This window comes from uncultured Phascolarctobacterium sp. (genome assembly GCF_905212365.1).
Classification (GTDB): domain Bacteria; phylum Bacillota; class Negativicutes; order Acidaminococcales; family Acidaminococcaceae; genus Phascolarctobacterium_A.
Genome location: NZ_CAJMEH010000061.1, coordinates 1 through 13,393, shown reverse-complemented (window position 1 = coordinate 13,393; position 13,393 = coordinate 1). Strand labels below are relative to the sequence as shown.

Annotated in this window: 14 protein-coding genes; 2 read left to right on the top strand and 12 right to left on the bottom strand. The window is 42.3% G+C overall.

Annotation, left to right across the window (positions count from 1 at the left end; all coding sequences use genetic code 11):
• The 3 genes from QZ105_RS08905 to QZ105_RS08895 form a co-directional block, all read right to left on the bottom strand.
• A partial coding sequence (locus tag QZ105_RS08905; protein ID WP_293729567.1) for a DEAD/DEAH box helicase family protein occupies window positions 1-1,178 on the bottom strand: 1,178 nt, incomplete at its 3' end.
• A gap of 118 nt (window positions 1,179-1,296) precedes the next feature.
• Complete coding sequence (locus QZ105_RS08900; RefSeq protein WP_293729566.1) at window positions 1,297-1,734, bottom strand: C-GCAxxG-C-C family (seleno)protein; 438 nt, start codon at window positions 1,732-1,734, stop codon at window positions 1,297-1,299.
• 29 nt (window positions 1,735-1,763) lie between these two features.
• Window positions 1,764-3,167: an FAD-binding oxidoreductase gene (locus QZ105_RS08895; RefSeq protein WP_293729565.1), complete on the bottom strand. Its 1,404-nt coding sequence runs from the start codon at window positions 3,165-3,167 to the stop codon at window positions 1,764-1,766.
• A gap of 201 nt (window positions 3,168-3,368) precedes the next feature.
• On the opposite strand from QZ105_RS08895, the gene QZ105_RS08890 reads away from it, so the two are divergent.
• Entirely contained in the window at window positions 3,369-4,397 is a 1,029-nt protein-coding gene (locus tag QZ105_RS08890; protein WP_293729564.1) for a YeiH family protein, read from the top strand.
• A 140-nt stretch (window positions 4,398-4,537) separates the two neighbouring features.
• Here QZ105_RS08890 and QZ105_RS10610 read toward each other — a convergent pair whose 3' ends face one another.
• The 9 genes from QZ105_RS10610 to QZ105_RS08850 form a co-directional block, all read right to left on the bottom strand.
• Window positions 4,538-4,621, bottom strand: coding sequence for a putative holin-like toxin (locus tag QZ105_RS10610; RefSeq protein ID WP_366936029.1), 84 nt, complete (start codon window positions 4,619-4,621; stop codon window positions 4,538-4,540).
• A gap of 288 nt (window positions 4,622-4,909) precedes the next feature.
• Complete coding sequence (locus tag QZ105_RS08885; protein WP_293729563.1) at window positions 4,910-5,794, bottom strand: hypothetical protein; 885 nt, start codon at window positions 5,792-5,794, stop codon at window positions 4,910-4,912.
• A 21-nt stretch (window positions 5,795-5,815) separates the two neighbouring features.
• Entirely contained in the window at window positions 5,816-7,633 is a 1,818-nt protein-coding gene (locus QZ105_RS08880; RefSeq protein WP_293729562.1) for an RICIN domain-containing protein, read from the bottom strand.
• 24 nt (window positions 7,634-7,657) lie between these two features.
• Window positions 7,658-8,404 carry a CsgG/HfaB family protein gene (locus tag QZ105_RS08875; RefSeq protein ID WP_293729561.1) on the bottom strand — a complete coding sequence of 249 codons (747 nt, stop codon included), beginning with the start codon at window positions 8,402-8,404 and terminating at the stop codon, window positions 7,658-7,660.
• 19 nt (window positions 8,405-8,423) lie between these two features.
• Entirely contained in the window at window positions 8,424-9,035 is a 612-nt protein-coding gene (locus QZ105_RS08870) for a hypothetical protein (RefSeq protein ID WP_293729560.1), read from the bottom strand.
• Window positions 9,036-9,773, bottom strand: a complete 738-nt coding sequence (locus QZ105_RS08865) for a CsgG/HfaB family protein (RefSeq protein WP_293729559.1) — start codon at window positions 9,771-9,773, stop codon at window positions 9,036-9,038.
• Entirely contained in the window at window positions 9,770-10,558 is a 789-nt protein-coding gene (locus QZ105_RS08860; protein WP_293729558.1) for a hypothetical protein, read from the bottom strand. The genes QZ105_RS08865 and QZ105_RS08860 overlap by 4 nt, the downstream gene beginning before the upstream one ends.
• Before the next feature lie 77 nt (window positions 10,559-10,635).
• Window positions 10,636-11,616 carry a hypothetical protein gene (locus tag QZ105_RS08855; RefSeq protein ID WP_293729557.1) on the bottom strand — a complete coding sequence of 327 codons (981 nt, stop codon included), beginning with the start codon at window positions 11,614-11,616 and terminating at the stop codon, window positions 10,636-10,638.
• 14 nt (window positions 11,617-11,630) lie between these two features.
• On the bottom strand, window positions 11,631-12,746 hold the full coding sequence (locus tag QZ105_RS08850) for a hypothetical protein (RefSeq protein WP_293729556.1): 1,116 nt from the start codon (window positions 12,744-12,746) through the stop codon (window positions 11,631-11,633).
• Between the two features lie 218 nt (window positions 12,747-12,964).
• Between QZ105_RS08850 and QZ105_RS08845 the strand changes: the two genes are divergently transcribed.
• Window positions 12,965-13,312 (top strand): helix-turn-helix transcriptional regulator, encoded by a 348-nt coding sequence (locus tag QZ105_RS08845; RefSeq protein WP_293729555.1) that lies wholly within the window; start codon window positions 12,965-12,967, stop codon window positions 13,310-13,312.
• Window positions 13,313-13,393: the final 81 nt, after the last annotated feature.

Genomic DNA, 13,393 nt, shown 5'->3' with positions numbered 1-13,393 from the left:
TTAGCCGATACGTAAATCGCCTGCTTAATCTGCGCCTGAAATTCGTCGAAGGTCAGCGGCCTGTTATCAAACGCGGAAGGCAAGCGAAAGCCGTGCTGCACCAGCATTTCCTTGCGCGAACGGTCGCCCGCGTACATAGCGCGTATCTGCGGCAGCGTCACGTGGGATTCGTCCACAACCAGCAAAAAATCCTTGGGAAAATAATTTACCAGCGTGAACGGCGCTTCGCCCGCCTTACGTCCGGCCAAATGCCGCGAATAATTTTCGATGCCGGAGCAATAGCCCATTTCGTTCATCATTTCCAAATCGTAATTCGTGCGCTGTTCCAAACGCTGGGCTTCCAATAATTTAAAATTACTGTTCAGGTACTCCAGACGTTCCTGCAATTCCTCGCGGATGTCGCCCATCGCCCGCTCCAGATTTTCGCGGCTCGTAACATAGTGGGACGCTGGGAAAATGGCGACGTGGTTGCGCTGCGCCAGAATTTCTCCCGTCAGCACGTCGAACTCCAAAATGCGGTCCACCTCGTCGTCGAACATCTCGATGCGCACCGCCTTTTCACCGTAAGCCGCCGGAATTACTTCGATAACGTCGCCGCGCACACGAAAGGTGCCGCGCTTAAAATCTATATCGTTGCGGTCGTACTGAATCTCCACCAGCTTGTGCAAAATTTTCTGGCGGTCGATAATCTGCCCCAGGCGCAGGGACAGCACCATATCGTAATAATCCTGAGGCGCGCCCAAGCCGTAAATGCACGACACACTGGCTACGATGATAACGTCCTTGCGCTCGAACAAAGCGCTCGTCGCCGAGTGGCGCAGCTTATCGATTTCGTCGTTGATGGAAGCGTCCTTTTCGATATAAGTATCCGACTGCGGAATATAAGCTTCGGGCTGATAGTAATCGTAATAGCTGACAAAATATTCCACGGCATTCTCCGGGAAGAAGGCCTTCAGCTCGCTGGCCAGCTGCGCGGCCAAAGTTTTATTGTGCGCGATGACCAGCGTCGGCTTGCGCACCTTATTTATTACCTGGGCAATAGTGTACGTCTTGCCAGTACCCGTCGCGCCCAAAAGCACCTGCGTCCGCAATCCCTTTTCCACGCCCGCCGCCAGCTTAGCGACGGCCTGCGGCTGATCGCCCGCCGGCTCAAAAGGCGCTTGTATTTTAAAATCCATGAGCATCACCTTAACAATAAAACCTCAAACTGCAAATAAAACTCCAAAAGCTAAAGTCGCGCCCCATCTGCAAGTTATAATTTACAAATCGTTTTACTATTCCAAACGTCGGCGCGTTTTATTTTTTATCAGCCAGCAAGCCCTTTTCCATAATATAATCCGAAACCATATCCGCAGCCTCGGCCGTAATTTTAATGCACTTAGTGCGGTACTCCGGCGTGCCGAAGGATAATTTATTGAGCTGCGCGCAGCAGGCCGAACCGAAGTGCTGCATAAAGCGCTCATAAAATTCGTGCGTGTATTTATAAACCTCCGTCTGATGCTTTTCCGATGGGTCGAGCCTGCCAACGATGGAGCTAATGACCATCGCCGAACCGGACAAAGCGCCGCAAACGCAGCCGCTGCGCCCGATGCCGCCGCCCATGCCGCTGATCATGCGGATAGCCTGCGGCGGCAGCTGGAGCTGCAAGCCCTCGTTGCAAGCTTTAACGACGGACTCCACGCAATTATTACCGTCCATGTGATATTTTTCTGCTAACGTATAAATTTCTTTCATAATTTCATTCCTCCAAAAATTTTGCTTACTCAGTCCACATCAAAAATCTTACCTGGATTTAAAATATTGTTAGGGTCAAGCGCCTTCTTAATGGCTTTCATCATCGCCAGCTCTTCCTGCTCCGTAAATTTTTCCATTAAGCGCTTGCGTTTAAAGCCGATGCCGTGCTCGCCGGAAAGACGGCCGCCGTGAGCGTAGATAAAGGCGTACAGCTCCTGCTGGTTCTGCTCCACGCGCCGCTCCCATTCGGCGTAATCCTCCTCAGCGCGTTTTAAAATATTCAAATGGATATTGCCGTCGCCAGCGTGGCTGGCAATGCGCGTTACCAAATCGTACTTTTCTGCCAGACGCAGAATCTCCGCCAACAGCAGCGGCTCCTGATCCACAGGTATCACAACATCCTCCTTGCAGACGATGAGGCTTTCGGCGCGCACCGCCTCGGCAAACGCCTTGCGCGCCTGCCAAATTTTATCGTGGTCAGCCACCAGCACGTCGGAAGCGCCGTTTTCCGTACAAATTTCATCCAACGAAATGGATTTCTCATCCAAATCGTCCTCGCTGGCGCCCTCGACTTCTATAATAAGATAATTTCCCTTATCGCTGCCCTGCAGCCTGCGCCCCAGATATTTTTCCACGGACTTGATAGTGATATTATCCATATACTCCACGCAGGTGGGCACGATACCGGCGCCGATAATTTTATTTACCGTGCCGATAGCTTCCGCCGCTCCGGGAAATACTACGAGCAAATCTATGCTGTACTGCGGCAGCGGCATCAGCTTTAAAGTCGCCTGCGTAATAACGCCCAGCGTACCCTCGCTGCCGATAATGAGCTGCTCCAGGCAATAGCCCGTGGACTGCTTTTGCAAACGTGCGCCTAAGCGCACTATTTTACCCTGCGGATTTACCGCTTCCACAGCGTATACCTGATGCCGGGTCGTGCCGTATTTTACGGCACGGTTGCCTCCGGCGTTCGTAGCAATGTTCCCGCCGATGAAGCAGGAATCGCCGCTGCAGGGGTCGCCTGCGTAAAACACACCCTTAGCTTCCGCCGCTTCCTGCAAATCCGAGGTACGCACTCCCGGCTCAACGACGGCGTACATAGCGTCCGCGTTAATTTCGATGATGCGGTTCATTTTTTCCAACGACAGGACCAGTCCGCCGTAAACCGGCACCGCGCCGCAGGCCAAACCTGTTCCCGCACCGCGCGGCGTTACAGGAAAACGATATTCGTTAGCCAGAGTAATAATCGCCGCAACCTGTTCGGCATTCTCCGCCAAAGCTACGGCCTCCGGCAATTTATGGTAAGCCGGGTCAGTCACCTCGTCATGTCCATAAGGCTCTAACAAAGCCGCGTCCGTCAGCACATTTTCTTCGCCTACTATCTCGCGCAGTTTTTGTAATATGTCGGGCGTTAATTTTGCATATTCCATTATTATCCCCTCCAATAATAAATTTAAAATATAGCAGCCTCTTCACTACGGCTCGCCAATCTCTATGCGGCAAATGTATTCACACAAGCTTTTGCGAACCGCTGGGTTTTACCTAATATTTTACCACACTCTGCGGCGTTTGACATCATCGACATTATTCTGTTAATATATTACTATCGTTTCTATGAAAGAAGGTTGAATATGCAATTTTTCCAAAATAATTTTAAAGGCATAGCCGTATGCCTGTGTATAGCTATTCCCTGCTGGTTCCTGGGCAAAATTTTTCCGCTGGTGGGCGGTCCGGTCTTCGCCATCCTTGCAGGAATGCTCATCACGCTGTTTGTTAAGAATAAAACGCCTTTGCAAAACGGCGTAAATTTCGTTTCCAAAAAAATTCTGCAATACGCAGTTATTCTTTTAGGCTTCGGCCTGAATCTGTCCGTCGTTCTGCAAACGGGCAAGCAGTCCCTGCCCATCATCGTTACGACCATCGCCACCTCGCTCATTATCGCCTGGGCGCTGCACAAACTGCTGCGCATCCCCGGCAAAATTTCCACGCTCGTCGGCGTAGGCTCCTCCATTTGCGGCGGTTCCGCCGTAGCGGCCACTGCTCCCGTCATTAAAGCGGACGATGAAGAAGTAGCGCAGGCTATTTCCGTTATCTTCTTCTTTAATATGGTAGCAGCCCTGTGCTTCCCGACTTTGGGAATGCTGGTGGGCTTTTCCACCGCCAGCGGCGAAGCTTTCGGCATTTTTGCCGGTACAGCTGTCAACGATACCTCGTCAGTGACTGCTGCTGCCGCCACCTGGGACTCCATGCATCACCTCGGCTCTGCAACCTTGGATAAAGCCGTCACCGTCAAGCTAACGCGTACGCTTGCTATTATTCCCATCACTATGGCTTTAGCCTGCTTGGCAGCTAAAGGCCAGCAAAACGACGGACAAAAATTCAGCATTAAGAGCGTCTTCCCCTTTTTTATAATCTACTTCGTGCTGGCGTCCCTCATTACAACCATCGCGCTGCAATTCGGCGTTGCCAACGAAGCCTTCACACCGCTGAAAACATTAAGTAAATTCTTCATCATTATGTCTATGAGCGCCATCGGCTTAAACACAAATATTATCAAGCTTATTAAAACCGGAGGCAAGCCAATTCTTATGGGCTTCTGCTGCTGGGTCGGCATCACCGTAGTAAGCCTTATAATGCAGCATTACTTGGGATTATGGTAAGGCTTCAGCGTTGACTATTTTTTACTTAAGGACTATAATATAAAGAAGAGATAGCTGACCGTGGGAAGTCGGCTCTCCCCTTCTAACTTAAAAAGTTGACGGAAGACCGCTTAACCGCACGTTAGGCGGTTTTTCTCATTTTATCGCGGACGATTAAACGAGAGAATGAGGACTACTAACGTGGCAAAACTTATCATCAATGATAAAGCTTCTGCAACCGTCATGCCATCACCCCCTACCCGTAGGGAGTAGGAAAACCGACAAGCCAGCTATCTCTACAAAGCATTATATCATAGGCAATTCTTTCTGTAAACATGAAATCAATTTTTATGGTCGTATGTTCGGTTTAGTAAAATCAAAGGCTCCGCTCATCTGCAAAAGCGCAGGTCAGCGGAGCCTTGGTGTTTTTTTATTTCTTTATTCAAATTTCGTAGCAGAAAGGCTAACCAAATGAAAAATCATTATTTGGCAACACTCTTCTTAATTCCAAATTACAAATTACAAACGAAACATTATTTTACAAAAACAACAGCGCACTTAGACAGCATACCGCTTCGTTCATTTGCAAGCAAAATTCTGTCGCCGTCTTCCACGGACACCACTACATTTACTTTGTTGATGGAATTTTTTCCGCCGCGTACTTCTAAAGCATTTATTACTAACGGATTCGTGCCAGCACGGCTAAACCCGCCTGCCGCTTTCTGCAAATCATCAGCGTATTCTACCATTCCCATAGAAATTGCTAAATCCTTGTCAATATTCTGCACGCCATAAATTGCTCTGCCGTTCACATCATAAATAACAGGCGAAAAAGTAGGCAAAAGGCTCATACCTTGCGCATTCACAATGACTCCCGTATAAGCAGCGCTGTTTATAACCTGCAATTCCTGTTTGGAAAAATTACTTAAATCTGCTTTAGCAAACGGCTGCTGCGCAACGCCCTGAGTCACAGCAGGAATAGCAATAGCGGCAACACTGTTGCCAACGCCATACATAGGCACGCTTAACTTTACATAATAGCTGCCTTCCGCAGTTTCGCCTTCTTCCACAGGAACAGCTCCGCGAACAAGTCCCGATACAGATGTTTTGACAATATCGCTGCTGATAACAAAATCTTCCATCAAGGTATCTGCATCTACTTGTACGCCCTTAATCTGCTCTAATAAATTGCGCTGAGCATCTACAATGGCGGCGCGACGAGCCAAAATCATACTCCCGCCCGCGCGCGGAATGCCATATCCAACTGCTGTTATAGTAGAATTAGAAGCTTGCGACCAAGTAATTGAAGATTGTAGGTTCTGCGCATAAGCAATATCTGTAACATTCATTTCTACACTAGAAAAAGTTATAAATATACTAACCAACATGATAAGCATTTTTCTAAACAACATCTTCATTTTCAAAATCTCCTCACTTTATTATTTTAATGCATAATTATATGGTAAATATATCGTAAACCCTTTATTTCTTTTAGCAAATTCTTCCCATGTATATGACTGAACTTTAATTGTATTATGCCAGTCTGTATTAGCCTCATATAAAGTTAAGCCCTTCTCATCAAATTCAACTAAAATTGCACTATGCGGCCCACCACCTATTCTTCTTTCCATTTGTATAAAAGCTCCAGCTCTCGCTTCTGCAAAATTACTTTTCAGAATTTCGATATTATCTACATTTACATTAAGATTCTCTACACAAATATCCGATCCTTGGTAATATTTTGCTCCGCAATTACCGTTTGTATATCCACTAAACTGGCTTGTACCTGCAAATAACCTTGTATATACCTGATTAGCAAAGCCTCTGCATTGATACTCCCCTGAATAAGTAGTGTTATTTTTAAAATTAGCTTCTCCGTATGTCTCGTTGCTTAATTGATAAATTTTATTTCTAATCTGAATTTCTTCATTTGATACAATAATGACTTCCCTAATATTTTTATTTACAAATCCCGACCTTGGCTCACCTTTACTGCTGTAATATTGTACCTCTAAAGATTTTTCATACTCCCGAACTACCGTATATTCTTCGCCTTTGCCAATCCATCTATTACTTTGCTTTGCAGTAAGTTCGGCGTTAGTATAAACTGTCGCATATCTTTGCGCTATTTCTTTCGTAGTCTGCGTAATGCTGCCAGGTGTTGGCGTTACGGAAGCTGCCGCGCCATTTACCTTAACCAGTTTCCATTTCTGGGCGTTACTGCCATTATATTCATGGATGCTCACATTGGTTCCCGGAACGCTGCCAGCGTTTTCTACGTCAAGCATAAAACTTCCAAGAACTCTGCCTTGAATGAAATAATACCCATCGCCGGTTTTAAAAAATATAAACTGATGCATATTGCCGCCGAAAGGCCATACGCTGACATTCGTTCCGTTGGCAGAAATACCGTTATGGATATTTAACGCCAAGCCTGAATTTTCAGCTTCAATTTTATACCAATTTCCCTCTACTCGCGATATGCGCCATTTTTGATGACTGGGCTGCGTATGCCAGTTGGAATTGATGTCCCACAAAAATACATTCGCGCCCTTTTCCCTGCTGGCGTTTTCTACCGTAAGCTCCAAATTAGGAGCGCAGGCAGGACGCAAAGAATACAATCCTTCTTCTATGTTCTCACCCAAAACTTTATTCTCGTCCTGCTTTGCTTCATCACGTCCCATAACAGCAGTTTTCAGCAAAGATAAATCTGTAGTTGAAATTTTACCGTCGCCGTTTAAATCAGCATTGGTCTTAACAATCCGGTCTTCGCTAATAGTCCCCGCAATAAAACCTTTTAGCAAGCTCAAATCCGTCAAAGAAACTTTGCCATCGCCATTGACGTCGCCCAATAAAGGTTTTGTAACAGCAGCGCCGCTATTAACGGGATTTCTTGTTACAGGCTTTATTATTGAACTGCCTGTCTTCGCGCTAATCAATCCACTACTTGCGACAGCAACCAGCTTCCCGCCTTGCGTAACTGTCTGACTGCTGCACGAATTACTGCCGCTAGGACTAATCTCGCCAGTTACGCCTCCCGCTGACGATGAATTTACAATATCAGGAGAGCTTTCAGTTTGTGTTGGAGTTTCTTCCGCACTTGGTTTTGTCGCAACAATTCTTTTGCGTACCGTTTTGCGAACTACAGCTTCACAAGTATTTATTCCCATAGGCGCTATATTTTCCAAGCCTATACTGGATACGGTAATCGCTGCAAGCATCAACGCCGTCAATTTTTTTGCTTTATTGCTATTCATAATATCCGTTTCCTTTCGCAAAATTTATCTGCGTTTTTTACCTTTGCCGTCTAAGCGAGCTAACAAGCCGAATTTTTTATCATAAACGGCATTTTCAACAGCTTTTGCCAATGCGTTTTGCACCTGCACCTGGCTAACTTCTGTTGAACCAATAGTAAATGTATGCGTCATACCGGAGCTTTCTGTTTCATAGCCCACAATATTACCGTCTTCATCCTCATATTGATAAGTGGTTTCCTTGCGTCCATCATAATAAATCTTACTGTCAGTGCTGGTAGAAGATCCCTGACCTCTAGCTGATAAAACAATTCTTCCGGTTGCAACTTCAATAATCCTTACGCTGATGTTAGCATCAACAATATGCTGATTATTGCTAAGACTGCCGTAAACGTCATTTCCATAACCAATCGTGCCTTCTTTAACGCTCAAATTAGTAACACTGCCATAGACAAGATATTGTACGCCTGTCAGCTTGCCGATTTCAGCAGCGGTAGCAGGGTCAACCATTCCAGTCATATTCAGATAATGCTCGCCCACTAACGCTTGCAGCTGCTGCCTTTCCATAACATTAAATCTGTCGCAGTTTACAAGTTCATCAATCATAAAATCGCTGACAATACTAACATCTTTAAGCGTTAAATTACTTGGCACCGCAGATTTATTATCAAAATTTAAAACGGCAATCGGCGGATAATCGCGAATACCAGCAAAGCAGGGAACTGCTAAAACCCAACTGAATAAAACAGATAATATTAAAACTAATCTTTTCATATTCACATTACCCCTGCAATTAAATCTTGGTAATATCAATGGTCAGTTCTTTCAAGCTTTTCTTCATTGCTTTATCGAAAGCTTTCTTATAATTGGGCTTACTGAAATTGAACGGCAGCATAGTTTTAGTGCTCTTGCTCTCCGTAACAATCTGTTTCAAAAAAGTATATTTATTCTGCGCCATATTAAGAACTCGAGCGTCAAATAAAATACTTGCTTTAATACCGCTATCAAACATACTTGCAACATCCTTGCTGTTGCCGGTAACACGCAGCAAAAATACATAGTCGCAGCCCAAGCTTCTCCCTAATTCTGCAATCTCATCCTGTTTCAATGCCCATTCGTAACTTGCTTCACCGCCGTTAGCGTTCGTTACAGTACCAGCAAGTCCATGTTCTTCCCTATAAAGCTGGGCAGCTATTACGGTTTCTTTCACAGGTATAGTCTCAAACTGACCCTGCGGAAATAAAGCTGCGCATTTTTCATCTAATTGTGTCTGTACCTTCTCGTCATTAATATAATACAGCGGAGCATCAATTATCATCCCCACCTTCGGCGCAGCCTCCGTAGCGCTCACAGCACTTACCAATAAGACCATTGCCAACATTAACACCTTCATCAAATTTTTCATTTACATTTCCCCCTTAGTCTTTAAAATAATTTTTCCTGACTGTAAATCTTTTATTAAAGCCTTGACAACATTTTTACTTATCTTGTCCAAAGCCTCATAAAACAACTGATTATTAAACAGCTCTGTTCCTACCTTAATATTTTGCAGCTTAACTAAACTGTCCTTAGAAACGCCTTTTTCTTTTTTGACCCATATAATCCTGCCTGTTGCAGCATCTATAATTCTTACCGTAGCAACAGCTTCCAAATAAGGCGTTGAACTGCCAAATTGAAAATGCTTCAACGGCAACATAATTGTGCGGGAATCCTTCCCCAAATAATCTATCGTTCCATGCAAAATATAATCTGCATGATGCTTCTTTCCGATAAGCCTTGTTGTTTCAGGCGAAACGCCTTCCCCTTCTTCCTTTATCGTTAAATCATTTTCAGAAGCGCCGAAGATATACGAAAAATCATTATTTTCTACAGCTTTATCAACGCCGTCATTCGTAATATTAAGCTGTGTTTCTATTTCCAATACATCCTTGGCAACGCTGCGTTCCACAATATCAAAGCTGTCTGTTTCCAGTAATCTGTCCAACAAAAGATTATCCATTATAGAACCTGTTTGCATATCGCTGTACGGCGTATTATCCGTAAATGTTAAAAACACCATTGTCGGAATTTTTCCCATTGCATAACAGCTGCCGGAAACCAATAGTAAAACTGAATATGATAAAGCTAACAAAATTCTTCTCATTTTTCCTCAGCTCGTTTCTTAAGCTTTAAGTTACTCGACTTCAAATCAACCTTTAAAAGCTCTTCATCAATATTCTCATCAAATTTTTCTATATCCACAACAACATACCCATCCTGTTCTATTGCTGCGTTTGCAAACAACCAATGACTCATCTGTCTATCGCTCAAGGTTTTTATACATTTTTTCAGCTCGCCGTTTAAATAATATAAGCGCAAGCCTGCTGTATAAGGCTCTACAATTCTATACTCATCATATTGATATGTCTGTCCGTTTTGTACCTCCTGCCCGCTTTTTATAAATTCAGTTTTATAAAGCTCTAATATTCCTGCCTGCTCTGCAATCGGTCCCAAGGTTGAAAACACTTCATCTTCAGTAGATAATCTATACTTACTTACCCACTGCATAACCATATCATAATATCTATCATCCAACTGAATTTTATGTCTTGAAACAGTCATTTTATCAAAAGGTTTCTTGCCGCCTTTACTGTACCAATACATTGTTCCGCCAATTTGTTGAAGCCGCAAAAAATAATGCGTATACTTTTCATTTGGCCTAAACGCGAAAAGTTCGTAGTAATTTAAGGCATTATCTTTATCTCGTGCAGAGATGCCTTCTCCTAAATATCTTTGTAATCTATTATCATCTTTGACATTATAGTCTATCTTATAAACTATTTTATACTTACCGTTTTTTACTAAATTCACATATTGGTCTATCTCGCCAGCGAACCCAATATTGGAAAAGCAAGCTAACCACATTAAGCCTACTAATAAATATTTCAAAATATCGAAACCTCCCTAATTGCATCATACAAAAGCTCTATGAATAAGTACCGTCTAAATTAAAATATCTATTTTATTTATCCATTCGGTAACTGCTCAATTTTATATGTATCTATAATATCAAACAAAGCCTGATCAATTTGAGGATGCATTATCTCTACTTTATTTAAATTTAATTTTGTAAATTGAATTGCATTATCTTTATTATGATTACCTAATGTGCAAAAATAGTCTAAATTACCATTATTAAAATACAGCTTATATTTTGTATCTTTACCAACTGGCTTGCCATATACCGACAAACTTTGTGCAGAATAAGTTTCAGCTATGTATTTCTTTCCGTCAACATATTCTTCCGTAGTATTTATATGCTCCAATTTCATCTTTCTATAATCAGACATAATAACATCCCGTATAGCATTAGAGCCTTTAAGCCGATTATAATATAAATATATTATAGCTTTTCTTGATTTCTCCATATCCTCCAGATAGCACCATTTACCTTTTTGATTCTCTCTATCCAAAAAATATACTTTATTATCGAAAAGAATATTAACATCGTCTACATTTTCCGTAGGCTGTCCGTCGCCAAAAATTCCTCCTAACAATCCGCCAATTGGATTATTCGCAAAATTATTGGCTTTTTGCAGCTTTCTGTATTTCGATTGCGTCATGTAGCATTCTACGCCCATTTCCGGAAAGTCTTCGCTTAAATATTTAGGATAATCATGCTGCATATAGACATTGCCGCCCTGCTGCGCATAAATATATTTTCCTTTTATAATAACAGGAAGCTCGACATTCAATGGCTGTGCTTCTATCTCCTGTTGATTTCTCAATCTTCCATCAGTAACCCCTGTTGGCCTTTCCGGTCTCTTTTTTTCTCCGCGTACTTTGTTTTGTACCTGATTGCTGTCTGTTTTAGCCTCTGTTTCCACATACTCAACATAAATATTGCCGCCTGCATATTTTGCGCGCAGCTCGTCCGTATACGTCGCTTCGGCTAACGCCATATTTCCAGCTAAGCAAATTGCTAATAAAGGCATTATCTTTTTCATATCACATACACTCCTTAAAAAACATTTAATTCTATTTTGCTGTTGCTAATAGCATCTACAAAAACATTGATATTTTTATCCTGCCGTAATAGCTCAACAATCACATGCGCTTTCTGCACAGTATCCAAGTCTATCACAGCTTTATTATTGGCATACTCACGAATATGCACTCCTTGAATCCCGCTTTTAACGCGCAGTATATCGGCCACTTTTTTTACCAGACTATAATCAGAAGCTGTAATTATCATTTGCAAATTGCCTGTTGCTTTAGCGCCAAAATTTTTAAATTTTTCCGCTACTTTCTGCGCAGCTTTTTCAGAAACCACAGACAATGCTTTATTTTGCGCTCTCGTGTTATTTTGTTCCAAGCCGCTCCCTTCAACCTCAAAAGTTCCGATAAGTTCACCAGTGTCAAATTTAACTATTTTAACCTTCAAACTTGCTTTACTGTTGGTAAGCATAGTTTCAGAATAACTCCCGTCACCGTTTGGTAAATAAACTTGATTACTATCAACACTGCTTTTTCCAATCACCAGATAATCCAAAGGATATTCTTTACTTCCGCCGTTCAAACTTGTTTCTCCATTATAAATGTCATTTAAAAACGTCGAGTTATTCAATTTTGCAAGCGAGCTGATATCTATAACGTGATTAAAGCCCAAGTCCAGCAATTTTTCGTTAATAGCCGTTTCGCTTACCGCATCATTATCTATTTCTATATATCCATAATCTGTAATACTATCCTTTAACACTACCACAGCTATACGCGGATCATTAAGCAGCATGAGCATACTGATTTTATCCATAAGCTTTGAATCAGGTTCGCTGTCCACTTCAATATTTACAGTAACGCTGTAAGTTTTATTATTCTCTTTTTCATGTAATATAACGATATTTTTTACAAAGCCTTGAGATTGCGTGTAAATCTCATCCAGTGCCAGTTCTGCATTTCTTACTAAAGTACGGGAATCTACATACGAACCAATTACTTTTTCTACTGCGTTACGCACTGCATCACGAACAGCGCTGTCTTTATCTATACCAACTCCTTCTGTAACTACGCTTTGCGCGAATACCGTATGCTCACAAATCATCACTATAATAAATGCGATAATCTTTAAAAGCTTCATCTTTTCATCTCATTTCTGCTATATTTTGATGCTATATTACTGTTATGCCTTTTTACTCAGCTACCATTTGACGAGTATAAGCAAGAATACTCTTTTTTATTTTACTACGCTTTTAGCGTATTGTAAATACTCGCGTTATGCGTTATAAAGTTGTTTTTCTTTCTTTTCGTACCGTATACTTTTGGTATAAAGGATTTATCAAATATAAGGTGAAAATTATGGATAAATACACTATTGGCAAAAACATTAAAGAAAAACGCGAACAATTAAAAATGACTCAATTAGAATTAGGAGCATTGATAGGTGTGACAAGCCAGACTATCAGCGGTTGGGAAAGCGGCTACAGAATACCTGACGTATTTATCCTCAATAGAATTGCTAAAATATTCAATACTGATATCAATATATTTTTAGAAGCGAACAGTCACCTGTCTTCTGCAAAAAACGAAAATGCTTCTATCCTAAATTTAACAAAAAAAGAAACGCAGCTCATCGGTAAGCTGCGTTCCCTCCCTGCCGAAAAACGACATGCGTTTGAAATTTTATTAGGCGTTAATGATTCATAGTTATCTCACACATTTTACATACTTAAAATCGAGTAGGAGGCCGCCCATTATTTGAACAGCCGACCTCTCACACCACCGTGC